The sequence below is a fragment of the Acidovorax temperans genome (assembly GCF_028596105.1).
Lineage (GTDB): Bacteria > Pseudomonadota > Gammaproteobacteria > Burkholderiales > Burkholderiaceae_C > Acidovorax > Acidovorax temperans.
In genome coordinates this window covers 1-22,482 of the sequence record NZ_CP117193.1, presented here as the reverse complement: position 1 = coordinate 22,482, position 22,482 = coordinate 1, and the positions used below count along the sequence as shown (strand labels likewise).

General features: G+C 63.7%; 19 protein-coding genes. 6 read left to right on the top strand and 13 right to left on the bottom strand.

The features are described from left to right. Window positions 1-12: 12 nt before the first annotated feature. Window positions 13-1,158: an aminoglycoside phosphotransferase family protein gene (locus PQV96_RS00095; protein ID WP_273624186.1), complete on the bottom strand. Its 1,146-nt coding sequence runs from the start codon at window positions 1,156-1,158 to the stop codon at window positions 13-15. Between PQV96_RS00095 and PQV96_RS00090 the strand changes: the two genes are divergently transcribed. From PQV96_RS00090 to rsmA, 3 genes are read left to right on the top strand one after another with little or no spacing between them, the layout of a single operon-like run. Continuing rightward, window positions 1,157-3,676, top strand: a complete 2,520-nt coding sequence (locus PQV96_RS00090) for an LPS-assembly protein LptD (RefSeq protein ID WP_420482173.1) — start codon at window positions 1,157-1,159, stop codon at window positions 3,674-3,676. The genes PQV96_RS00095 and PQV96_RS00090 overlap by 2 nt on opposite strands. A 12-nt stretch (window positions 3,677-3,688) precedes the next feature. Further along, window positions 3,689-5,113: a peptidylprolyl isomerase gene (locus PQV96_RS00085; protein WP_207373560.1), complete on the top strand. Its 1,425-nt coding sequence runs from the start codon at window positions 3,689-3,691 to the stop codon at window positions 5,111-5,113. 5 nt (window positions 5,114-5,118) lie between these two features. Next, window positions 5,119-5,895 (top strand): 16S rRNA (adenine(1518)-N(6)/adenine(1519)-N(6))-dimethyltransferase RsmA, encoded by a 777-nt coding sequence (gene rsmA / locus PQV96_RS00080; RefSeq protein ID WP_207373559.1) that lies wholly within the window; start codon window positions 5,119-5,121, stop codon window positions 5,893-5,895. 560 nt (window positions 5,896-6,455) lie between these two features. Here rsmA and PQV96_RS00075 read toward each other — a convergent pair. From PQV96_RS00075 to aptA, 5 genes are all read right to left on the bottom strand, one after another. Continuing rightward, entirely contained in the window at window positions 6,456-6,881 is a 426-nt protein-coding gene (locus PQV96_RS00075; RefSeq protein ID WP_044395098.1) for a barstar family protein, read from the bottom strand. A 139-nt stretch (window positions 6,882-7,020) separates the two neighbouring features. Next, the gene (locus PQV96_RS00070; protein ID WP_207373558.1) at window positions 7,021-7,431 is read right to left on the bottom strand and encodes a guanyl-specific ribonuclease; all 411 of its coding nucleotides are present in this window, start codon (window positions 7,429-7,431) and stop codon (window positions 7,021-7,023) included. Between the two features lie 155 nt (window positions 7,432-7,586). After that, window positions 7,587-9,902 carry an NADP-dependent malic enzyme gene (locus PQV96_RS00065; protein WP_207373557.1) on the bottom strand — a complete coding sequence of 772 codons (2,316 nt, stop codon included), beginning with the start codon at window positions 9,900-9,902 and terminating at the stop codon, window positions 7,587-7,589. A 313-nt stretch (window positions 9,903-10,215) separates the two neighbouring features. Continuing rightward, entirely contained in the window at window positions 10,216-11,733 is a 1,518-nt protein-coding gene (locus PQV96_RS00060) for a CoA-acylating methylmalonate-semialdehyde dehydrogenase (protein WP_207373556.1), read from the bottom strand. Window positions 11,734-11,801: 68 nt separating this feature from the next. Next, window positions 11,802-13,157: an omega-aminotransferase AptA gene (gene aptA, locus PQV96_RS00055; RefSeq protein WP_207373555.1), complete on the bottom strand. Its 1,356-nt coding sequence runs from the start codon at window positions 13,155-13,157 to the stop codon at window positions 11,802-11,804. A gap of 121 nt (window positions 13,158-13,278) precedes the next feature. Between aptA and PQV96_RS00050 the strand changes: the two genes are divergently transcribed. Together PQV96_RS00050 and PQV96_RS00045 are read left to right on the top strand one after the other, a co-directional pair. Further along, window positions 13,279-14,247, top strand: a complete 969-nt coding sequence (locus PQV96_RS00050) for a LysR family transcriptional regulator (protein WP_066695374.1) — start codon at window positions 13,279-13,281, stop codon at window positions 14,245-14,247. Window positions 14,248-14,320: 73 nt separating this feature from the next. Continuing rightward, the gene (locus PQV96_RS00045) at window positions 14,321-14,623 is read left to right on the top strand and encodes a flagellar basal body protein (protein WP_066695372.1); all 303 of its coding nucleotides are present in this window, start codon (window positions 14,321-14,323) and stop codon (window positions 14,621-14,623) included. 92 nt (window positions 14,624-14,715) lie between these two features. Here PQV96_RS00045 and PQV96_RS00040 read toward each other — a convergent pair whose 3' ends face one another. The 7 genes from PQV96_RS00040 to rpmH all read right to left on the bottom strand — a co-directional run bounded on the left by PQV96_RS00040 (window position 14,716) and on the right by rpmH (window position 20,586). After that, window positions 14,716-15,672, bottom strand: a complete 957-nt coding sequence (locus PQV96_RS00040; protein WP_273624185.1) for a hypothetical protein — start codon at window positions 15,670-15,672, stop codon at window positions 14,716-14,718. Between the two features lie 111 nt (window positions 15,673-15,783). Beyond that, complete coding sequence (locus PQV96_RS00035) at window positions 15,784-16,275, bottom strand: Crp/Fnr family transcriptional regulator (protein WP_207373553.1); 492 nt, start codon at window positions 16,273-16,275, stop codon at window positions 15,784-15,786. A gap of 84 nt (window positions 16,276-16,359) precedes the next feature. Continuing rightward, window positions 16,360-17,787, bottom strand: a complete 1,428-nt coding sequence (mnmE, locus tag PQV96_RS00030; RefSeq protein ID WP_207373552.1) for a tRNA uridine-5-carboxymethylaminomethyl(34) synthesis GTPase MnmE — start codon at window positions 17,785-17,787, stop codon at window positions 16,360-16,362. A 122-nt stretch (window positions 17,788-17,909) separates the two neighbouring features. Beyond that, window positions 17,910-19,613 (bottom strand): membrane protein insertase YidC, encoded by a 1,704-nt coding sequence (gene yidC / locus PQV96_RS00025; protein WP_273624184.1) that lies wholly within the window; start codon window positions 19,611-19,613, stop codon window positions 17,910-17,912. Beyond that, complete coding sequence (gene yidD / locus PQV96_RS00020) at window positions 19,610-19,903, bottom strand: membrane protein insertion efficiency factor YidD (RefSeq protein ID WP_084601360.1); 294 nt, start codon at window positions 19,901-19,903, stop codon at window positions 19,610-19,612. Before yidD ends, yidC begins: the two co-directional genes overlap by 4 nt. Further along, on the bottom strand, window positions 19,900-20,388 hold the full coding sequence (locus PQV96_RS00015) for a ribonuclease P protein component (RefSeq protein WP_273624183.1): 489 nt from the start codon (window positions 20,386-20,388) through the stop codon (window positions 19,900-19,902). The genes yidD and PQV96_RS00015 overlap by 4 nt, the downstream gene beginning before the upstream one ends. Window positions 20,389-20,451: 63 nt before the next feature. Next, window positions 20,452-20,586, bottom strand: coding sequence for a 50S ribosomal protein L34 (gene rpmH / locus PQV96_RS00010; protein WP_005798102.1), 135 nt, complete (start codon window positions 20,584-20,586; stop codon window positions 20,452-20,454). Between the two features lie 420 nt (window positions 20,587-21,006). On the opposite strand from rpmH, the gene dnaA reads away from it, so the two are divergent. Then, window positions 21,007-22,482: a chromosomal replication initiator protein DnaA gene (gene dnaA, locus PQV96_RS00005; RefSeq protein WP_142082661.1), complete on the top strand. Its 1,476-nt coding sequence runs from the start codon at window positions 21,007-21,009 to the stop codon at window positions 22,480-22,482.

Sequence of the window (22,482 nt, the reverse complement as noted above, 5' to 3'; positions counted from 1 at the left end):
AGAAGGACAGCCTCACATACGGCCGTACGCGAAACCGGTGACGGGCGTGGTGCCTTCGATCTCGTCCACCAATTGCAGCAGCGGGCCCAGCTGGCGGTAGCGGTTGGCGGTGGAGCGGATGTAATGCAAAAAGCGCGGGGCGTCGGCCAGGTACTTGGGCTTGTCGTCGCGCAGGGTCAGGCGGGCGAAGATGCCGGCCACCTTCAAGTGGCGCTGCAGGCCCATCCATTCGACCGCGCGGTAGAACTCGCCAAAGTCCGCACCCCAGCCGCTGGCGCTGTTGGCCCCCAGCAGCCCGGCCTTGCGGGCTTTTTCCCAGTAACGCACGGTAACGTCGATGACGAATTCCTCTTCCCAGCTGATGAAGGCGTCGCGCAGCAGGCTGGCGATGTCATAGGTGATGGGGCCGTAGACGGCGTCCTGGAAGTCGAGCACACCCAGGGGGCCGCCTTCTTGCAGCGGCACCATCAAGTTTCGGGTCATGAAATCGCGGTGCACGAACACGCTGGGCGCGGCCAGGTTGTGCGCCACGATGAGGTTGAAGGCGTTGTCCAGCGTGGCCTGCTGCTTGTCGGTCAGCGTCACACCGCGGTGACGGGCCAGGTACCAGTCTGGGAACAGCGACAGCTCGCGGCGCAGCAAGGGCTCGTCGTACGCAGGCAGCACGCCGGGGCGCGAGGCCTTTTGCCAGTCCAGCAGCACATCGGTGGCTTGCAGATACCACTGGAGTGCGGCCTGGGGGTTCTCGGGCTGCAGCAGCTCGATCAGGGTCTGCTTGCCCAGGTCGGTCAGCAGCATGAAGCCCGCGGCTTCGTCCCAGGCCAGGATCTGCGGCACGTTCAGCCCGGCCTCGGCCATCAGGGCCTGCACCTGCACGAAGGGTCGGCAGTTCTCCTTGTCGGGCGGGGCGTCCATGACGATGCAGCTGGCGCCCTGGGCCGTGTCGATGCGCAGGTAGCGACGAAAGCTCGCGTCGGCCGAGGCGGGGCGCAGCGTGGCCGGCAGCAGCTGGTGGCTGGCCACCAGCGGGGCCAGCCAGGCCTCAAAAGCCGCACGGCGGGCAGGGTCGGCCCAGACCACCGGGGCAGGCGCAGCAGCGCTGCCAGCGGCGGAAGAATCAGGGCGGGAAGGAGAAAGGGGGGAAGAGGGGTGGCTCATGGATAATCGGATTTTAAAACCCGCCCCGTGGCCACTGCGGCCGGCGCGGGTGATTCCATCTGCCCTCGCCCCCAACGCCCACGTGCCACGCAGCCAGCCCATCACCGCGCAGACCTCCCCCCCCCGGACCCGGCCCGCTGCGGCAGCCGCTTTGCGGTTGCGCCCGCCCGTTCCCCGGGCCCTGGCGTATTGCATTGCGCTGGCCTGGTGCGGGCTGCCGCTGGCCGCGCAGGCGCAGGCCGCCGCCCCCAGCGCCTGGGACGAGCCGCTGACGCTGCGCAAGTCGCCCGCGCTGCAGGAAACCATTCCCGAATCAGTGCGCACGCAACTGCCGGTGTTCGTCACCGGTGACCGCATCAGCGGCCAGACGGATCTGAACGCCACCATCGAAGGCAACGCCGAACTGCGCCGGGGCGATACCGTCATCCGCGCCGACCGGCTCGACTACAACGTGCCTGAAGACTTGGCCAAGGCGCGCGGCAACGTGCGCATCAACCGCGCAGGCAACAGCTACGAAGGCTCGGCCCTGGATTTGCGGGTGGATGCGTTTGAAGGCTTCTTCACCGACGCCCGCTACCGCCTGCTGGCCACCCAGGCCCACGGCGAGGCGAACCGAGTCGATTTCATTGACCGCGACCGCGCGCTGGTGCACAGCGCCACCTACACCACCTGCCAGCGCGATAACGAAGCCAGCTGGAGCCCGGCCTGGGTGCTGCGCGCTGACAAGATCCGCATCGACAACGAGGAAGAGGTGGGCACGGCCGAGGGCGCGGTGCTGGAGTTCCAGGGCGTGCCGGTGCTGCCCATTCCGTACATCACCTTCCCGCTGTCGGACAAACGCAAGTCCGGCCTGCTGCCGCCCACCATCGGGCTGGACAGCCGCGACGGGCTGGACTACACACAGCCCTATTACTGGAACATTGCCCCCAACCGCGACGCCACGCTGCGCGCGGCGCTCATGTCCAAGCGCGGCGCCAACCTGGGCGGCGAGTTCCGCTACCTGGAGCCCACGTACCAGGGCGAAATCAACGCCGACGTGATGCCCAGCGACCGCCTGCGCGACCGCGAACGCTGGGGCATCACCGCCAAGCACCAGGGCGTGATTGATTCGAGCATCGGCGGGCTGGGTTTGAACCTGAACCTCAACCGCGTGAGCGACGACAACTACTGGCGCGACTTTGGCCGCGCCTCAGAGCCGCTGCGCCAGCGCCTGCTGCCCAACGACGCCATGCTGAGCTGGGGCTCGGGCGATTTCTCGGCCCAGGTGCGCACCCTGAAGTGGCAAACCCTGCAGGATGTCACCTCGCCCATCGTCCCGCCGTATGACCGCATGCCGCAGCTGAGCTGGCGCTACACGCCATCCGCCCTGCCCGGCGGGCTGGACGCCAGTGTGGAGCTGGACACCACGCGCTTTGAAGCGGCACGCGCGCTGACCGGCCAGCCCAATGCCGACCGCTCGTACGCACTGGCCCAGATCAGCCGCCCCTTCTTGTCGCCCGGCGGCTTCGTCACGCCCAAGCTGCAGCTGCACACCACGCAGTACCAGTTCGACAGTGCCCTGTCCAACGGCTCGCGCTCGGCCAGCCGCACCCTGCCTACGTTCAGTGTGGACAGCGGGCTGGTGTTTGAGCGCGACGCGAATTTCTTCGGCCGCTCGTTCCTGCAGACGCTGGAGCCCCGGGCCTTCTACACCTACACGCCCTTCAGCGACCAGAGCCGCCTGCCGGTGTATGACACCGCCGCCAACGACTTCAACTTCGCCACGGTCTACACCGAGAACGCTTATGGCGGCAATGACCGCATCGCCGACAACAACCTGCTGACGCTGGGCGTGACCACCCGCCTGCTTGACCCGGACACCGGGGCCGAGAACGTGCGCTTTGGCGTGGCCCAGCGCCTGCGCTTTTCCGACCAGGACGTGACCCTGCCGGGCATGGCACCGGTGAGCGAGCGCCTGTCGGACGTGCTGGTGGGCGCGGGCATCAACTGGACGCAAAAGTGGGCGTTTGACTCGCTGGTGCAGTACAACCCCAAGACGCAGCGCTCCATCCGCTCTACCCTCAGCGCCCGCTACAGCCCCAGCAATTACCGCACCGTCAGCGCCGCCTACCGCTTCCAGCGCGGCACCAGCGAGCAGATCGACATCGGCTGGCAATGGCCGCTGAACGACCTGTGGGGCGACAAGGGCCAGGACCTGGGTGCCGGGCGCGGGCAAGGTGGCGGCCGCTGGTACAGCGTGGCGCGCCTGAACTACAGCATGCAGGACCGCAAGCTGGTGGACACCGTGGTGGGCCTGGAGTACGACAGCTGCTGCTGGATTGGCCGCGTGGTGCTCGAACGCCTGCAAAACAGCACCTCCACCTCCAACACCCGGCTGCTCTTCCAGATCGAATTTGTGGGCTTCTCGCGCCTGAGCCTTGGCTCCAGCCCGCTGGAAACCTTCAAGCAACACGTGCCGCGCTACCAGTACCTGCGAGACCAGGTCAGTGCGCCCAGCCGTTTCAGCAACTACGACTAAACCAACAAAGCCATGAACCACCGCGTGATGACCTTGGCCCTGGCGGCCAGCCTGGCCTGCCTCGCATCCCAAAGCGCCTTGGCGCAGGGGCTGCGCCCCTCCAGTGGCGCCAGCAAGGGCCTGGCGCAAACCCCGGGCGCCGCCGCACCAGCCGGCAAGGCGCCCCTGGCACTGCCCACCCCTTCTGCGGCAGACACCGGCCCCCGCTCGGCCGACTTCATCGTGGCCATCGTCAACTCCGAGCCCGTCACCAACTACGAAGTGCGTTCGCGCGTGGCCCGCATCGAGCAGCAACTGGCACAGCAGGGTGGCAACGCCCCCCGCCCCTCACGGGAGCTGATCGCCCGCGAGGTGCTGGAACGCATCATTCAGGAAAAGGCCCAGCTGCAACTGGCCCGCGAAATGAACCTCAAGGTGGACGACTACGCCGTCAACCAGGCCGAGGCGGCCGTGGCCCAGCAAAACGGCCTGACGGTGAGCGAGCTGCAACGCCGCCTGGTCAGCGAAGGCCTGAACCGCGACCGTTTCCGTGAAGAGCTGCGCAACCAGCTGCTGCTTCAGCGCGTGCGTGAGCGCGAGGTGGATGCCAAGGTCCGCGTGAGCGACCTCGACATTGACCAGTTCATCCGTGAACAGCAGGGCAGCGAAGTCAGCGCGGCAGAAATCAACCTGGCCCATGTGCTGGTGCGGGTGCCCGAAGACGCCAGCCCCGACGTGGTGGCCGAGCGGCAGGCCCGCGCCCAGCAGGCGGCCGACAAGGTGCGCGCGGGCGAAGACTTTGCCAAGGTGGCCCGGGAGTATTCCGACGCCCCCGAAGGCCGACGCGATGGCGGCCTGCTGGGCCTGCGGCCGACCGACCGCTACCCCGAGCTGTTCGTCACCTCCACCCAGAACCTGCCCGTGGGCGGCGTGGTGGGCCCCGTGCGCTCGCCCGCCGGGTTCCACATCCTCAAGGTGGTGGAACGCTCCGCTGCAGGCTCCGGGCCTACGGTCGTGCAGACCAACGCCCGCCACATCCTGCTGCGCACCGGCCCCCAGCTCTCCGAAGCCGCGGCTGCAGAGCGCCTGAACGAATACCGCCGCCGCATCCAGGCGGGTCAGGCCGACTTTGCGACGCTGGCACGCGAACATTCGCAAGACGGCAGCGCCAAGCAGGGCGGCGATCTGGGCTGGGCCAACCCCGGCCGCTACGTGCCTGAGTTTGAACAGGCCCTGAGCACCCTGCGCCCCGGCGAAATCAGCGAGCCCCTGGTATCGCGCTTTGGCGTGCACCTGATCCAGCTGGTGGACCGCCGCGAGGCCAAGCTGAACCAGCGCGAGCAGCGCGACATGATGCGCGACGCCGTGCGCGAGAAAAAGCTGGAAGAAGCCTACGCCACCTGGGCGCAGGAACTGCGTGGCCGGGCCTACGTGGAATACCGCGAGCCCCCGCAATGAAGGGCATGAAACACATCCCACGCAAGCGCTTCGGGCAGCACTTCCTGTCCGACCAGGGCATCATCGACGGCATCGTTCAGGAGATTGCCCCCCAGCCGGGCGACCCCATGGTCGAGATCGGCCCCGGTCTCGCCGCCCTCACGCAGCCCCTGGTGGAACGCCTTGGCCGCCTCACGGTGATCGAGCTGGACCGGGATCTGGCTGCGCGGCTGCGTTCGCACGGGCAGTTGGATGTGATCGAGTCGGACGTGCTCAAGGTGGACTTCACCGCACTCGCTCAGACGTTCCGTGAGCGCCTGAACCAGCCCACCCTGCGCCTGCGTGTGGTGGGCAACCTGCCGTACAACATCTCCACGCCCATCCTGTTCCACTTGCTGGAACATGTGGACGCCATCCAGGACCAGCACTTCATGCTGCAAAAGGAAGTGATCGACCGCATGGTGGCCAGCCCCGCCACGGGCGACTACGGCCGGCTGTCGGTGATGCTGCAGTGGCGCTACGCCATGGAAAACGTGCTGTTCGTGCCGCCCGAGAGCTTCGACCCGCCCCCCCGCGTGGACAGCGCCGTGGTGCGCATGGTGCCGCGCGAGGCACCCGCGCCGGTGAACGTCGCGCTGCTGGAAGAGCTGGTGCAAGTCGCCTTCAGCCAGCGCCGCAAGCTGCTGCGCCACACCCTGGGCCGCTGGCTGGAAGAGCGCCAGTTCACCGGAACCTTCGACACGCAACGCCGCGCCGAAGAAGTGCCCGTGGACGAATACGTGGCACTGGCGCAGCAGGTGTAAATTTGCTCTTAAATTGATAGCTGCTAGCGCTTGTGGGACAAGCGGTAGCGACCAATTTGATCAGTATTGGGAAAGTCTAGGGGCTCAGGCTGGTCGCGCAGCAGATGAGCCCACCAACATCGCACCGGTCTTGATGCGATGCCAAATCCGTCAGTCGAGCATCAATGGGTGTGAACGAAACAGGCTGGGAGCAGATCCCGGGCTTCAGTCGCTCGCGCCAATGTTGTCACTCACCTTCGCAACTGGCGCGGCCAAGGCGAGAGACACCGCGCAAGGGCCGCCCCGCCGCGCTGGTGTCGTCCCCATTCCCGGAGCGCGAAGCGCGCAGAGAGAAGGGGGAAGGCGCATAGCGCCTCAGGGGGATGAACCGAGCTATGCTGCGCTGAGCCAATACCCCGCATTGAACGGGCTGCTCATGCGCAATGCCAGGGGCGACACGTCGACCAGTTTGTCGGTAGGCATCTTCTCTTCGGGCTCTGCTGCAATTTCAATCCGTTGGACTTTGGGTGCTTCACTAGCCTCGTTCGCCCGTTCTGCCTGGCTGTTGGATGCAGAACGGGCTACAGAAAAGAATAGAAACACCGGAAGGGAATTTTCCGGTCGCTCCAGTAGTCCGCCGCGTCGCGGAAGATGTCCAGCAGCTGCTCGCGCGCTTCCTTGTCGAACTTGGCGGTCGTAGGAATCTGTTCCAGCACCACGATGAAACCAGGCTGTGGGCCCGATTTGTGCAAGGGGTCTGTCATGCAGTCATACAACGCATCAAAGTTCTTGCCAAAGTGCGCTGGAAAGGTGAACTGCGTGGCAATCAGATCCAGCACATCCTGCTTGGTCTGTGCATGAGCCAAATTGGCATACAGAAAATGGTGACCGATGGAAGTGGCGGCATCCTGCAGGTCTTGCACGCGAAAGGCGCGAATGGACTGCACGATGTTGGGTCGCACGCCACGAAGGGGCGTTTCCAGGTCTTTACGAAGTGGCGTTTGCATCTCCGCTACTCTTTCTTAATAAAGTCCACAAACTTCTGGCATTCCGCAAGGTCGTGCAGGCACCTGGCGGTCGGGGGAAATCAAAGGTCACGCCGCGCACCGCCAAAAACTGGCTGGCACACACCGCTGCGGGGGAAAGTCAATTGACGATCACGCGGAAACTGGCGTAGTGGTCGCTGGTGTAGTAGCAGGCGTCCGGCATCCGGGGCTGCTGGCCTCCACACACTATGCGGCGTGCACCCCGGTTACGCGCACCTGGCGTTTTGACGGTGTACTCGCGGTAATAACCGCGCTTTTGTGCCGGCAAGATGCGTTCGCGGTTACCAAACACTGTGCCGTCTTTCTCGTAGGGAAAGGGCCCACCCTCGTGAATAAGGGCATAGGTGGCCCGCCCTTGTGCAGGCAGATCGGCCAACGCCATGGAGGAGAGCGAACCAGCATCCGACGGATTTTGGCGGGCCTGACCCGCCACCGGAGCCAACACAAACGCAGCACCAAGAACCCACAAAACTCCAGCCTTGCGAACCCGTGCGGCAATAGCCTTCAGCATCAACGACACCTTTCAGAAACCACGGGTAAACCCCGAAATTTCGAGGCCATAGTGTGACGCAATACCCCCCAAAAAGCAAGCGCCTGCCCAAATATTGGGCAGGCGCTGCAGGGGGCAAGACCAAACAAAGTTGGTCTTTACTATCTTTTAATGCCTTATCGCGACGCGTTGGCGTCAGCAACGGTCAAAGCCGTCATATTCACGATCCGGCGCACCGTGGTGCTGGCGGTGAGAATGTGCACGGGCTGTGCGGCACCCAGCAGCACGGGGCCAATGGCGATGTTGCCGCCCGCGGCGGTCTTGAGCAGGTTGTAGGAGATGTTGGCCGCGTCGATGTTGGGCAGCACCAGCAGGTTGGCATCGCCAATCAGGTCACTGTTGGGCATGAGCGCCGCGCGGGCCTTGCTGTCCAGCGCCACGTCGCCGTGCATCTCGCCATCCACTTCCAGCCAGGGGGCCTGCACACGCAGCAGTTCCAGCGTCTGGCGCATCTTGACGGCGCTTGGCTGGTTGCTGGAGCCGAAGTTGGAGTGCGACAGCAGCGCCGCCTTAGGCTTGATACCGAAGCGCATCATTTCCTCGGCTGCCATCACGGTGATTTCGGCCAGCTGCTCGGCGGTGGGGTCATAGTTGACGTGCGTATCGACCAGGAAGACCTGGCGGTCAGGCAGCATCAGGCCGTTCATGCAGGCGTAGGTGGTCACGCCTGCGCGCTTGCCAATCACCTGATCGATGTAGTTCAAATGCAGGCTGGTGTGGCCCCAGGTACCGGCGATCAGGCCATCGACCTCGCCCTTGTGCAGCAGCATGGCACCGATCAGTGACAGGCGGCGGCGCATCTCGATCTTGGCGATCGGCACCGTGACGCCCTTGCGTTCGGTCATGCGGTGGTAGGTTTGCCAGAAGTCGCGGTAGCGGTGGTCGTTCTCGACGTTGACCACGTCGTAGTCGCGCCCTTCCTGCAGGCGCAGGCCAAATTTTTCGACGCGCTCGGCGATCACCTTGGGACGGCCAATCAGCGTGGGGCGGGCGATTTTTTCGTCCACCACGATTTGCGCGGCGCGCAGCACGCGCTCTTCCTCGCCCTCGGCATAGGCCACACGCTTTTTGGCGGCGCTCTTGGCGGCGGTGAAGATGGGCTTCATCGTGGTGCCGGAGGCATACACGAAGGTCTGCAGATGGTCGCGGTAGGCGTCCATGTCGGCGATGGGGCGCAGCGCCACACCGCTGTCGGCAGCCGCCTGGGCCACGGCCGGGGCAATCATCATCATCAGGCGCGGGTCAAACGGCTTGGGGATGAGGTATTCGGGGCCAAACGCCAGGGGCTCGCCCACGTAGGCGGCTGCCACCACTTCGCTTTGCTCGGCCTGGGCCAGCTCGGCGATGGCGTGCACGGCAGCAATTTCCATCTCCAGCGTGATGGTGGTGGCGCCGCTGTCGAGCGCGCCACGAAAGATGTACGGAAAGCACAGGACGTTGTTGACCTGGTTGGGGTAGTCCGTGCGGCCCGTGGCGATGATGGCGTCGTCGCGCACGGCTTTCACGTCTTCGGGCTGGATTTCTGGATTCGGGTTGGCCAGCGCGAAGATCAGGGGGCGCGTGGCCATTTTCTTGACCATGTCCTGCTTGAGCACGCCACCCGCAGACAGGCCGAGGAACACGTCGGCACCGTCGATCACTTCACTCAGGGTGCGCAGGTCGGTCTTTTGCGCAAACTGGCGCTTGTCCTCGTCCATCAGCTCGGTGCGGCCTTCGTACACCACACCCGCCAGGTCGGTCACCCAGATGTTTTCACGCGGGATGCCCAGCTTGACCAGCAAGCCCAGGCAGGCCAGGGCGGCGGCGCCGGCGCCCGAAGTGACCAGTTTCACTTTCTTGGGGTCTTTGCCCGCAACCTTCAGGCCGTTGAGGATGGCCGCGCCCACCACGATGGCGGTACCGTGCTGGTCGTCGTGGAAGACCGGAATCTTCATGCGCTCGCGCAGCTTGCGTTCGATGTAGAAGCAGTCGGGCGCCTTGATGTCTTCGAGGTTGATGCCGCCGAACGTGGGCTCCAGACTGGCGATGATTTCGACCAGCTTTTCGGGGTCCTTCTCGTTGATTTCGATGTCGAACACATCGATACCCGAGAACTTCTTGAACAGAACGCCCTTGCCCTCCATCACTGGCTTGCCGGCCAGCGGGCCAATGTCGCCCAGCCCCAGCACGGCAGTGCCATTGGTGACCACGCCCACCAGGTTGCCGCGGCTGGTGTACCTGAAGGCGGCGTTGGGGTCCTTGACGATTTCTTCACACGGCGCTGCGACACCCGGCGAGTAGGCCAGTGCCAGATCGTGCTGGTTCACCATCTGCTTGGTGGCAGCGATGGCGATCTTGCCGGGCTTGGGGAACTCGTGGTATTCGAGTGCCGCGCGGCGCAGCTGGGCACGTTTGTCTGGGTTGTTGTTCTGGGCCGTGGTGTTCTCGGGCATGCAGTGTCTCCAGCTTGGGGGTAAGGCGCAGCAACCACCGGACACATGCCCGGCGAAGGCTGTCAGCTCTGTAAGGGTCTGCGATTGTAGGCGTCGTTACGTAAAAACCCTAGTAAGCGTATCTGCTTACGAGGTTAGCGCCAGCTCAAAGGGCAGGGCACGCATTGTGCTCCTGTGCAGGCGGGTTTTCGGGCAGGGCCGATGCATAAAAGCTATGGACTGCCGCCGCCAACGCATAGGGTCCAAGCGCCCCCACTGATAAGCCATGAAAAAACGGCCCGCGAGGGGCCGTTCGTGCGAGCGACTGGCGAGCTCAGCGGCTGCTGGGGAAGCTGAACACCGCCCCCTCGCGCACCCCCGCCGACGGCCAGCGCTGGGTGATCGTCTTGCGCTTGGTGTAGAAGCGCACGGCGTCCGGGCCGTAGGCGTGCAGGTCGCCGAACAGGCTGCGCTTCCAGCCGCCGAACGAGTGGTAGGCCACGGGCACGGGCAGGGGCACGTTCACGCCCACCATACCGACCTGGATGTGGTCGGTGAAGTAGCGGGCGGCCTCGCCGTCGCGCGTGAAAATGCAGGTACCGTTGCCGTATTCGTGGTCGTTGATGAGCTGCATGGCTTCTTGCAGCGTCTTCACGCGCACCACGCCGAGCACGGGGCCGAAGATTTCTTCCTGGTAGATCTTCATGCCGGGCTTGACGTTGTCGAACAGGCAGGCGCCCAGGAAGTAGCCTTCTTCATGACCGGCGACCTTCACCGAGCGGCCGTCCACCACCAGCGTGGCGCCTTCGGCCACGCCGCTATCCACATACGCTTTCACCTTTTCAAAATGCGGCTTGGTCACCAGCGGGCCCATGTCGTTGCTGTTGTCGGTGCCGGGGCCGACCTTCATCTTGGCGATCTCGGTCTTGAGGCCTGCAATCACGGCGTCACCCACTGCGTCGCCCACCGCCACCAGCAGCGGGATGGCCATGCAGCGCTCGCCGCACGATCCGTAGGCCGCGCCCATCAGGGCACTCACGGCGTTGTCCACGTCGGCGTCGGGCATCAGCACGGCGTGGTTCTTGGCGCCACCCAGGGCCTGCACGCGCTTGCCGTGCTTGCAGCCTTCGGCGTAGATGTATTCGGCAATCGGCGTGGAGCCGACAAAGCTCACCGCCTTGACGCGCGCGTCGCGCAGCAGCGTGTCCACGGCGGTCTTGTCGCCGTTGACCACGTTCAGCACGCCGGGCGGCAGGCCTGCCTCCAGCGCCAGTTGGGCGATGAACAGCGTGCTGCTGGGGTCGCGCTCGGACGGCTTGAGCACGAAGGTGTTGCCGCAGGCCACGGCCATGGGCCACATCCACAGCGGCACCATGGCCGGGAAGTTGAACGGCGTGATGCCTGCCGTCACCCCCAGCGCCTGGAATTCGCTCCACGAGTCGATGCTCGGGCCCACATTGCGGCTGTGCTCGCCCTTGAGCAACTCGGGCGCGTAGCTCGCGTACTCCACGTTCTCAATACCGCGCTGCAGCTCGCCGTGCGCATCGGCCAGCACCTTGCCGTGCTCGGCGGTGATCAGGGCGGCGATCTTGTCGGCGTTCTCTTCGAGCAGCACCTTCAGCTTGCTCATCACCCGCGCACGCTTGAGCGGCGGCGTGTTGCGCCAGGCGGGGAAGGCGGCCTCGGCGGAGGCAATGGCGGCTTCCACTGTGGCCTTGCTCGCCAGCGCTACGCTGGTGGTCGATTGGCCGGTGGCGGGGTTGAACACGGGCTGCGTGCGCTCGTTGTCTGCAACGATCTTGCCGTCGATCAGGTGGCCGATGGTGGTGGTGACGTTCTTGTCGTGGTTCATAAAAATTTCAAATCAAAAGTGCCTCCAGCGCTTATCTATCATGCGCCAGCAGCTATCAAATCAGGAGTTCAGGCAGTTTCGTGCAGGGCATCACCCAGGGCGCTGATCAGGCGGTCAATCTCAGCCTCGGTGCTGATGAACGGTGGCGCGAGTTGGATGGTGTCGCCACCGTATCGCACGTAAAAGCCCTTTTCCCAGCACTTCATCGCAATCTCGTAAGGGCGCTTGGCAGGCTCGCCGGGCACGGCGGCAATGGTGAAGCCGGCAGCCAGGCCAAAGTTGCGGATGTCGGCCACATGCTTGGCGCCCTTCAGGCTGTGCACGGCCTGCTCAAAGTACGGGGCCAGCGCGTTCACGCGGCCGATCATGTCTTCCTTTTGCAGGATGTCGAGAGCCGCAATGCCCGCTGCGCAGGCCACCGGGTGGGCCGAGTAGGTGTAGCCGTGCGGGAATTCGAGCATGTACTCGGGGCCGCCTGCCGCCATGAAGGTGTCGTAGATCTCCTTGCTGGCAATCACGCCACCCAGGGGCTGCGCGCCGTTGGTGACCTGCTTGGCAAAGTTCAGGATGTCAGGCGTCACGCCAAAAGCCTCAGCCCCGGTGAACGCACCCGAGCGGCCAAAACCGCTGATCACCTCGTCAAAAATCAGCAAGATGTTGTTTTGCGTGCAGATCTCGCGCAGGCGCTGCAAGTAACCCACGGGCGGGATCACCACACCGGCCGAGCCGGAGAACGGCTCTACGATGACGGCGGCGATGTTGCTGGCATCGTGCAGCGCAATCACATCGAGCAGGCGGTCGGCCAGTTCCTTGCCCGTGGGCGGCATGCCCTTGTGGAACGATCCTGCGGGCGGCTGGGTGTGGGGCAGGTGGTCGGCCTCCACGCCCTGGCCAAACAGCTTGCGGTTGGCCACGATGCCGCCCACCGAGATGCCGCCGAAGTTCACGCCGTGGTAGCCCTTTTCGCGGCCGATCAGGCGCGTCTTGGTGCCCTGGCCCTTGGCGCGCCAGTAGGCGCGGGCCATCTTCAGAGACGTGTCGGCCGACTCGGAGCCTGAGCCGGTGAAGAACACATAGTCCAGCCCTGCGGGTGTCAGCTCTTTGACGCGGTTGGCCAGTTCGAACGACAGCGGGTGACCGAACTGGAAGGCGGGCGCGTAATCGAGCTTCATCGCCTGCTTGCCAATGGCTTCGGCGATCTCGCGGCGGCCATGGCCCAGGCCCGCGCACCACAGGCCCGAGAGGCCGTCAAAAATCTTGCGGCCTTCGGAGTCGGTGTAGTAGGCGCCGCTGCCCTCCACGATCATGCGCGGGTTGGCCTTGAACTGGCGGTTGCCGGTGTAGGGCATCCAGTGGGCGTCGAGCCAGGCGGCGTCGGTGCGCACGGGGGCTGTGGGGGTAGGGTCGGTGACGGCGAAGCTCATGGCTCTCTCCTGGCAATATCCTGGCAATAGAAACGGTCGGACACGGTGATCACGAAGCGCCATTGTTGGGGGCGGTGTTAATCTCTCAAATGAAGCAATATCCATGTTTACTTGAGGATTTATGCAAGTAAAAGCCCCCGCCGCGCTGCCCGTGGCAGCCCCCGCCAAACACCGCGCCGTGCTGGGTCAGCTCAGCGACATGGATCTGCGCCTGCTGCAGGTCTTCAAAAGCGTGGCCGAGTGCGGCGGCATGGCCGCGGCCGAGCTGGAATTGAACATTGGCACCAGCACCGTAAGCCGCCACATGAAAGACCTGGAAACGCGGCTAGGCCTGACGCTGTGCCGGCGCGGGCGCGCGGGGTTTGCCCTGACGGCCGAAGGCCAGCGGGTGTACGACGAGACCCTGCGCCTGCTCAGCGCGGTGGACGCGTTTCGCAGCAGCATCGACGACATCCATTCGCGCATGGGGGGGCAACTGGCGGTGGCAGTGTTTGACAAAACCGCCAGCAACCCGGCCGCGCGCATCAGTGAAGCGATTGCGGCCTTTGCCGAGCAGGCACCGGGGGTCAACCTGCAATTGCATGTGGGCTCCATCAACACCATTGAGCGCGGCGTGATGGATGGCAGCTACCACGTGGGCATCATCCCGGCCCACCGCAGCTCCCAAAGCCTGATCTACACCGACCTGTTCACCGAAACCATGCTGCTGTATTGCGGTGCGGGCCACCCCCTGTATGGCGCGCAGCACCCAGCCCTGGATTGGGACAGCCTGCGCAGCTATCCGTTTGCGGGGCTGGGCTACCACTCGCCCAACATGGAGCTGAGCCACCGCGCAGAACTGACCCGCACCGCCACCGGGTTTGACCAGGAGTCGATTGCCACGCTGATCCTGTCGGGCCGTTTTCTGGGCTTTCTGCCAGACCATTACGCCGAGGCATTTGAACGCACCGGCCGCATGCAGGCCGTGCAGCCCGACCAGTTCCACTACGAGTGCAAGTTCGTGAGCATGGTGCGGCGCTCTCCCACCCCCTCGCGGGCCACGCAAGCATTTCAGGATTGCCTGGCCCGAGCCCATGCCGCTCAGCGCTAGTACGCCAGCCGCTTGCCAGCGCCCGTGAGAGGGCGGACAATCGGGATCCACTCCACCCTTTGCGAGTCGCACCGTGGCAAGTCTTTCATCGATTGGCAATTCTGGCCTGCAGGCAGCACAGTTGCGGCTGGATACGTCCGCGCACAACGTCGCCAACCTGAACACGCCCGGCTTTCGCCGCCAGGTGGTTGAGCAAACCGAAAGCCCTGGCGGCGCTGGCGTGCGAGCCAGCGTGCAGCGGTCGCCGCAGGAAGGCTCAGCCCTTGAACAGGAAGCGGTTGAGCAGATGGCCGCTACTTATGCCTTCAAGGCCAATGTGCAAGTGCTCAAGACCAATGACCGGATGATGGGCGCGCTGCTCGACACCAAGGCTTGAGCACCTCGCCACATCACTGAAGCACGACTAATAAAAAAGGGAGCCCGTGGGCTCCCTTTTTTACTGGCACAGCAGGCAAGGAACGCAACCGTTCAGTTCAACTCGCCGTACTGGGTGGTGCTCAGCGCGGTACTCTGCCCATCCGATCCTGGCATTTCCGTGTCTGCAAAATCAGTGGAATGGGACGGAGGCAGCAAGGGGCCTGAGCGTACGGCCACACCAGGGCGCGCAGCGGCCGCAGGCGCTACAGGCGCACGGCCCGCAGCCTCGGCCAGTGCTCGCTTGAAGGCGGCCACCTCGTCAGCCTCGATCGGCTCAAACCGCGCTGGCGCACTGGCGGGCACCAAAGGAGCAGGACCGGTGTTGGACGCGGGCAGCTGCGGGGCGGGCGCAGTGGTGCCCGAGGGCGTACGGCCAAGCGCCGTGGGCGTGGTGAGGAAACGGGCAGCGGGCTCGGCCGGAAACAGCAGCGACGATGCTGGCGCGGCCACCGGTGCGGGTGCTGCTGGGACGGGCGCTGGCACCGGCTTGCGGACGACGCCTTGTGGCGCGGCAGCAGACGGCACCGGCGTGGGGGTGATGCCCTTTTGCGGCAGGCCCACGGCCACATGGTCATTGATGCGCCAATAGACCGCGGTGACCAGAATGTCATAGCGGGTCTTGGCAGTCTGGGCAATCAGCGCCTCGATCTCGCTCAAACGGGCGGTCTCACCGCCGTACTCGCGGGCCAAATCCATCATCACCAGAAACTGGCGACCCCGCTGATCCAGCGACAAGACCTTGAACTTATAGCTGGCCGAAAGCACGCCTGCACGCACCATGGCATCGCGCACCACGGTGTAGAGCAATTCACGCCGCTCCATGCGCTCGTTCTTGCGGTTAGCCGCATGTTCTGGCGGGACGGGCTGCAGCAGCGGCTGCCCTGGCCGCCCCGGAGCCAGAGGCACGGTGGCATCGGCATTCAACAAACCGGATGGTTCAGCCCCCGCACTGCGAGGTTTGGCCTTGGGTGGTGCAGGTTTGCGACTGAACCAACTGAACAGAGACATGGCTTGCTTTCTTCGAAGGGACGCTCGCAATCAATCCGGTGCGAGTGTAACTGGGGGTACAGACAGCTTGGTTACTTTGCCTCGGCAGCAACGCCATCAGCGTCGCTAAAGTCAGGTGGCTGCAACGCGGCGCTTGCGGTTGCCCAAGCGTTTGGCCAATACAGACCCCACCGCCATTGTCAAAGCCAAAGCAACGGCCGGCTGGCGGTTGGCCAGCTCGGTGAAGCGCATGGCGTGCAGCGCCCACAGCTTGCACGGCGCGCTGGTCTGCACGGTGGCAGAGCGTGGGCGGTGCGAGAAGAATGCGCCCTCGCCCACCACCGAGCCAGGGCCCACCACGGCCAAGCGCAAACGTTCTTTTTCGTCCTGGTAGTGCACGCTCAAGGTGCCGCTTTCCACCAGATACAGGGTGCGGTCTTGCGCTCCCTGGCTGAATACGGTGTGGCTCGCCGGGAACACCGTGGGCTGCAGGTAAGGTGCAACCACCTCCCACTGCGCAGGCGACAAAGGGTTGGTCATGGCATCGTCTGCGCTGGCTTGGGCGATGGCATCAATCAGGCCGCGCAGATCAACGCGAGGGGATGTAGACATTAGGGCATTCATAGTGGGTCTGAAAGTACCTGCGTTACAGAGTAGACACAAGCACCGCTTACGTCCCTTTACAAAGAAGCTGCCCGGTGGAGAGCGCTACTTGCCAATGCAAAAGCTGGAGAAGATCACGCCCAGCAGATCGTCGGAGGAGAACTCTCCGGTGATCGCACCCAAGGCGTTCTGGGCCAGCCGCAACTCTTCTGCCAGCAAATCCAGGGCAGGCGAGGAAATGAGTAACTGGGCTGACGCTTGCGCCAGATGGGCGTCCACCTGCGCCAGCGCCTGCACGTGGCGCGCGCGCGCGATGTAGACCCCCTCAGGCGCCGACTGCCAGCCAGCGACTTCCAGAAGTATGCGCCGCAGGGCTTCCAAACCATCGCCCGTACGCGCAGAAATTCGAACCGAACGTCGATTCACAACCCCAGAGCCAGCCGCATCCGCCACGGCGGCACTGGTGCAATCGGTCTTGTTCCACACATCGATCACCGGGACGGAAGCAGGAATCTTTTGCTGCATGGAAGCCGCCACGGCCGCATCTGCAGCCAAATAGTCAGGCTGGTTCGTGCGCGACAAATCATGCAAGAAGAGAACGGCGTCTGCCCCCTCAATCTCTGACCATGCCCTCGCAATGCCGATGCGCTCCACCTCGTCGTCGCTGTCGCGCAGGCCAGCTGTGTCAATCACATGCAGCGGCACGCCTTCGATCTGGATGGTCTGCTGCACCTTGTCGCGGGTCGTGCCCGCAATGGGGGTGACGATGGCGAGCTCTGCCCCCGCCAGCGCATTCAGCAGCGAACTCTTGCCCGCGTTTGGCTGGCCGGCAATGACCACCTTGATTCCTTCGCGCAGCAAAGCGCCCTGCTGCGCACGCTGGCGCACCTGGGCCAGGGTGGCCTGCAGGCGCTCCAGCTGGCCTCGGGCGTCGGCTTTCTCCAGGAAATCAATGTCTTCTTCCGGGAAGTCCAGCGTGGCCTCCACCAGCATGCGCAGGTGGATCAGTGCATCGCGCAGTGCGTGAATCTCGTGCGAAAACGCGCCAGTCAAAGACCGGCTGGCGCTGCGCGCTGCAGCCTCGGTGCTGGCGTCGATCAAGTCAGCAATTGCCTCGGCCTGGGCCAGGTCGATCTTGTCGTTCAAAAATGCCCGCTCTGTGAACTCGCCTGGCTGCGCCACGCGCAGCCCCGGCAGCACCGGGCTTGCGCTTGCGGTGCCTTGCGCTGCTTCCAGGCAGCGCGCGAGCAGCAACTGGAGCACCACCGGCCCGCCATGGGCCTGCAACTCCAGCACATCCTCGCCCGTGTAGGAGTGGGGGGCGGGAAAGAAGAGTGCCAACCCTTGGTCAATGGCCTGACCCTGGGCATCACGAAACGGCAGGTAGGTGGCCTCGCGCGGGCGCAGTTCTCGGCCACACAGGCTCTGCACCAGGGCCGCCAAGCCTTTCCCAGAAACTCGGACGATACCCACAGCCCCCCGGCCGGGAGCGGTGGCGATGGCAACGATGGGATCAACGTGACGGGCAAGCATGGCAGGCACTTTACACAAGGCAGGCCCTTGCCATCGCGGTACGGCAGGCCCTTCGGGAATGAAAAAGGCCGCTTGCGCGGCCTTGGAGGTTCTGAGAACGCATTCTCGCGATCAACAAAGGATCACTTGAACTTGGGCAGGTTGAACTGCGGTGGCACGCCCATGCGGGTGTTGATGATCCACTGCTGGGCAATCGACAGGATGTTGTTCGTGAGCCAGTACAGCACCAGGCCGGCGGGGAAGAAGAAGAACATCACGCTGAAGATCAGCGGCATGAACCACATCATCTTGGCCTGCATCGGGTCCGGCGGCGCAGGGTTCAGGGCGGTCTGCAGCAGCGACGACAGCGTCATCAGCAAAGGCAGGATGAAGAATGGATCGGGAGCCGACAGGTCGTGGATCCAGCCAATCCACGGAGCGTTGCGCATTTCCACGCTGGACAGCAGCACCCAGTACAGCGCGATGAACACAGGGATCTGGATCATGATGGGGAAGCAGCCGCCCATGGGGTTGACCTTTTCCTCACGGTAGATGCGCATCATCTCTTGCTGCATCTGCTGCGGCTTGTCCTTCAGGCGTTCACGCAACTCCATGATCTTGGGGTTGATGGCCTTCATCTTGGCCATGCTGGCGTAAGCCTTGGCATTGAGCCAGTAGAACGCAATCTTGAGCAACAGCACCAGGGCCACGATGGACCAGCCCCAGTTGCCCAGCAGCTTGTGCAGCTGGTCGAGCAGCCAGTACAGCGGCTTGGACAGAATGGCCAGCCAGCCATAGTCCTTGACCAGATCCAGGCCTGTGGAGAGTTTCTCCAGCATGGTTTCGACCTGGGGGCCTGCGAACAGGCGGGCATCCACCGCCTTGGTCGTGCCGGGGTCGATGTTGCCCAGTGGCGTGATCATGCCGACCGAGTACAGGTTATCGCTCACCTTGCGGGTGAACAGCTCACGTTGCACGCCATCAGCCAGCAGCCAGGCGCTGGCGAAGTAATGCTGCACCATGGCTACGTAACCGTTGGGGGACTCCTTGGGAATGTCCACCTTGCCGTTTTCGATGTCCTTGAACTCGATCTTCTGGTACTTCTTGGCATCGGTGTACACCGCAGGGCCTGTGAAGGTGGAGTAGAACGAAGACTCTCCTGGCGGCTTGTTGCCATCGCGCACCAGTTGCAGATACAGCTGGGGCGAAACTGCGGTGCTGCCCACGTTCACCACTTCATGCTTGACGGCGATGTCGTAAGCGCCACGCTTGAGCGTCCAGGTCTTGACCAGCTTGACGCCGCCTTGCTCAGGCGATTCAAAGCGAATGGTCAGCTCGTTTTCACCGTCCTTGAGAGCACGGGGGCCAGGCAAGGCAGTCATCACCGTTTTGTGGGTGGGGAAGCTGCCACCGATCAGGCCCGTTTGTGCGACGTAGACGCGCTGTGTGCTCTCGTCAAACAGCACAAAGTTCTTCGCCTTGTCGGTCATGTCCGCGTGCTTCAACAACTCAGCGTGCGTGAGCGAGCCGCCTTCGCCGTCAAACGTCAAGCGGTAGACGTCGGTGGTGACTTCGATTTTTTCACGCGCTGCAGGAGCTGCTGGCGCAGGCGTTCCGGGAACGGCCGAGGCGCCGATGGACGCGACTGCAGGCGCGGTGGAAGCTGGCACGCTGGCTGCACCGGCCAGCGGCGCCGAGGCTCCGGCTGCCGGGGCTGCGGCTCCCACCGCGGCAGGCGACGGGAAGAATGTGGCCTTGTTGCCGTTGTGCAATTGCCATTTGTCCCACAGCAAAACCATGGAAAAGCCAAAAATCACCCACAAGATGGTGCGGCGAATGTCGTTCATGAAGACTTCTTTGGTGAAGATGGTTGGGTGTTGGAAGGGTTCAGCCGCGAAAACAATCGCATGCCACGCGGTAATTCCGCAGGCACGGGATCGCAGCCGCCGTCACACCAGGGGTGGCAGCGTACCAGCCTGCGCAGCGTGAGGTAACTGCCAGCGGCAGCGCCATGCTGCTGCAAGGCTTGCAAAGAATACGCTGAGCAGGTGGGCTCAAACCGGCAGGCAGATCCCAGCCAGGGGCTGAGTATCAGCCGATAGCCTTTGACCACACCGATCAGCAGGGCTCGCATCATGGCGCAGTCTCTGCCGTGGTGTCCCGCTGTGCACTGCTGCCAGCAACCGGCGGACGCTTGGCTGCCTGACCAAACAATTGCAAAAGTTCAGCGCGCACAGCCTGCTTGAGCTGGTCGGAGCTGGCGCTGACGAATTGCTTGCGATCAAACGCCGTGCGCAGGCGCACCACATGGGCGGCCTGCGGCAAACGGGCTTCGAATGAAGCACCCACCGCGTAAATCTGCCGCTTGATGGTGTTGCGCGTGACGGCACGCCGGGCCCAACGCTTGGGCACCATAGCGCCCAGCCAAACGCCAGAAACGCCAAACAGGGCCTGCGGCCCTTGCTCTAGAAGCAAAGAACCGGGCCCTGAAGGTGGCGCGGAAACCACTGGCAAGTCGCTGGCAGTGAGTGCCAGGCGGTGCAACGCAAAATGCGCTGTACGGGAGACAGTGCCCCCCGCCATGGCTGCCTGGAACTGCGGACGGGTTTTCAGCCGTTGCATGCGAGCACCCCGTTCAGGACCTGACGGTACAAACCGGGGAGCAGGCCGGTGGGTGGTTTGGCCTTAGACAGCCAGGCGCTTGCGGCCCTTGGCGCGGCGTGCGTTGATCACAGCGCGGCCACCGCGGGTCTTCATGCGAACGAGGAAGCCGTGGGTGCGGGCGCGACGGGTCTTGGAAGGCTGGTAAGTACGTTTCATGTTGCTATTCCTTGAGGTTCAGTTCCGGACTGCTGCTCTTGAACCCCCTCAAGCCCATGCCCGGCAGCTGCGATTGCAGTGCGGTGTGCACAGACCTCTGGGGCAGAAATAACGGCGCGCCGGGTCAAATCACCCTGAACACATTCAGGGAAACCCAAAATTATCGCAGCCTCTTTGGGTTCTGGCAATGCCCCTGGCAATTTTCCTTCCCTCCAGCCATAGGGGGTCAGTGGAATTTCCATTCGATTCCCGCACCTGCTGGCCGTCGCATGAAGGCCCTTCGCGGACTCAACATGGCCCACAAAGCCCCGCAACACAGCCCCCAAGTCACCGCCCGGCAAATTGTGGATAACTCCTTGACAAGCTACAATCGCACCCCTCTTCCCGTTCCTCCTATCCACAATAAAAACACTTCTTGCAATGACCGAGGAACCTCACCGCAATCCCAACGCACCCTCAGGCTCAGATGCCGGACAAGGCCTGTGGCAGGCGTGCGTGGAACAGCTGGCCCAAGACCTTCCTGAGCAGCAATTCAACACCTGGATCAAGCCGCTGGTGGCCCAGGTGGCGGAAGATTTTTCCAAGGTCACCTTGCTGGTGGCCAACCGTTTCAAACTCGACTGGATCCGTGCCCAGTACGCAGGCCGCATCGCCGCATTGCTCGAAGGCTTGTATGGCCAGCCAGTCACGCTGGAGCTGGCCATTGCCCAGCGCGAAGCCGTCACCCGCACCTACGTGCGCCCGGCATCGCAGCCCCAAGACCAGCGCGCAGCACCATCCTCCAGCCAAGCCTCTGACACCACCCACGGACAAGGCGGGCAAAGCACGCCCGGGGCCAACAATGGAGGCGGCGATGACAGCAGCGCAGGCGCTTTCCGCAACCGGCTGAACCCCGCACTCACGTTTGAAACCCTGGTGGAAGGCACGGCCAACCGCATGGCGCGCTCTGCAGCAATGCACGTCGCAGGCATGCCTGGGCACCTGTACAACCCCCTGTTCATCTACGGCGGTGTGGGCCTGGGCAAGACCCACTTGGTGCACGCTGTGGGCAACCGCCTGCTGCAAGACAAGCCCGACGCCAAGATCCTCTACATCCACGCCGAACAGTTCGTGTCCGACGTGGTCAAGGCCTACCAGCGCCGCACCTTTGACGAGTTCAAAGAGCGTTACCACTCGCTCGATCTGCTGCTGATCGACGACGTGCAGTTCTTTGCCAACAAGGATCGCACGCAGGAAGAGTTCTTCAACGCCTTTGAAGCCCTGCTGGCCAAAAAGAGCCACATCGTGATGACTTCGGATACGTATCCGAAGGGCTTGGCCAACATTCACGAGCGGCTGGTGTCGCGCTTTGATTCGGGCCTGACGGTGGCGATTGAGCCGCCCGAGCTGGAAATGCGCGTGGCCATCCTGATCAACAAGGCGCGCGTTGAAGGCACGGAGATGCCCGAGGAAGTCGCCTTCTTCGTGGCCAAGAACGTGCGCTCCAACGTGCGCGAACTGGAAGGTGCGCTGCGCAAAATCCTGGCGTATTCGCGCTTCAACCAGAAGGAAATTTCGATCCAGCTGGCGCGCGAAGCGCTCAGAGATCTGCTGTCCATTCAGAACCGGCAAATTTCTGTGGAAAACATTCAAAAAACGGTGGCCGACTACTACAAGATCAAGGTCGCCGACATGTACAGCAAGAAGCGCCCGGCCAGCATTGCGCGGCCACGCCAGATTGCGATGTACCTGGCCAAGGAGCTGACGCAAAAAAGCCTTCCAGAAATTGGAGAATTGTTCGGCGGGCGCGACCACACCACCGTGTTGCATGCGGTTCGCAAGATTTCTGCGGAGCGCCAGCAGCTGACAGAGCTGAACCAGCAGCTGCATGTGCTGGAGCAGACGCTCAAAGGCTGA

Coding starts and splice junctions, on each gene's coding strand:
- PQV96_RS00090 (WP_420482173.1), top strand. CDS start 1,157: ATGGATAATCGGATTTTAAAACCCGCCCCGTGGCCACTGCGGCCGGCG.
- PQV96_RS00095 (WP_273624186.1), bottom strand. CDS start 1,158: ATGAGCCACCCCTCTTCCCCCCTTTCTCCTTCCCGCCCTGATTCTTCC.
- PQV96_RS00085 (WP_207373560.1), top strand. CDS start 3,689: ATGAACCACCGCGTGATGACCTTGGCCCTGGCGGCCAGCCTGGCCTGC.
- rsmA (WP_207373559.1), top strand. CDS start 5,119: ATGAAACACATCCCACGCAAGCGCTTCGGGCAGCACTTCCTGTCCGAC.
- PQV96_RS00075 (WP_044395098.1), bottom strand. CDS start 6,881: ATGCAAACGCCACTTCGTAAAGACCTGGAAACGCCCCTTCGTGGCGTG.
- PQV96_RS00070 (WP_207373558.1), bottom strand. CDS start 7,431: ATGCTGAAGGCTATTGCCGCACGGGTTCGCAAGGCTGGAGTTTTGTGG.
- PQV96_RS00065 (WP_207373557.1), bottom strand. CDS start 9,902: ATGCCCGAGAACACCACGGCCCAGAACAACAACCCAGACAAACGTGCC.
- PQV96_RS00060 (WP_207373556.1), bottom strand. CDS start 11,733: ATGAACCACGACAAGAACGTCACCACCACCATCGGCCACCTGATCGAC.
- aptA (WP_207373555.1), bottom strand. CDS start 13,157: ATGAGCTTCGCCGTCACCGACCCTACCCCCACAGCCCCCGTGCGCACC.
- PQV96_RS00050 (WP_066695374.1), top strand. CDS start 13,279: ATGCAAGTAAAAGCCCCCGCCGCGCTGCCCGTGGCAGCCCCCGCCAAA.
- PQV96_RS00040 (WP_273624185.1), bottom strand. CDS start 15,672: ATGTCTCTGTTCAGTTGGTTCAGTCGCAAACCTGCACCACCCAAGGCC.
- PQV96_RS00035 (WP_207373553.1), bottom strand. CDS start 16,275: ATGAATGCCCTAATGTCTACATCCCCTCGCGTTGATCTGCGCGGCCTG.
- mnmE (WP_207373552.1), bottom strand. CDS start 17,787: ATGCTTGCCCGTCACGTTGATCCCATCGTTGCCATCGCCACCGCTCCC.
- yidC (WP_273624184.1), bottom strand. CDS start 19,613: ATGAACGACATTCGCCGCACCATCTTGTGGGTGATTTTTGGCTTTTCC.
- yidD (WP_084601360.1), bottom strand. CDS start 19,903: ATGATGCGAGCCCTGCTGATCGGTGTGGTCAAAGGCTATCGGCTGATA.
- PQV96_RS00015 (WP_273624183.1), bottom strand. CDS start 20,388: ATGCAACGGCTGAAAACCCGTCCGCAGTTCCAGGCAGCCATGGCGGGG.
- rpmH (WP_005798102.1), bottom strand. CDS start 20,586: ATGAAACGTACTTACCAGCCTTCCAAGACCCGTCGCGCCCGCACCCAC.
- dnaA (WP_142082661.1), top strand. CDS start 21,007: ATGACCGAGGAACCTCACCGCAATCCCAACGCACCCTCAGGCTCAGAT.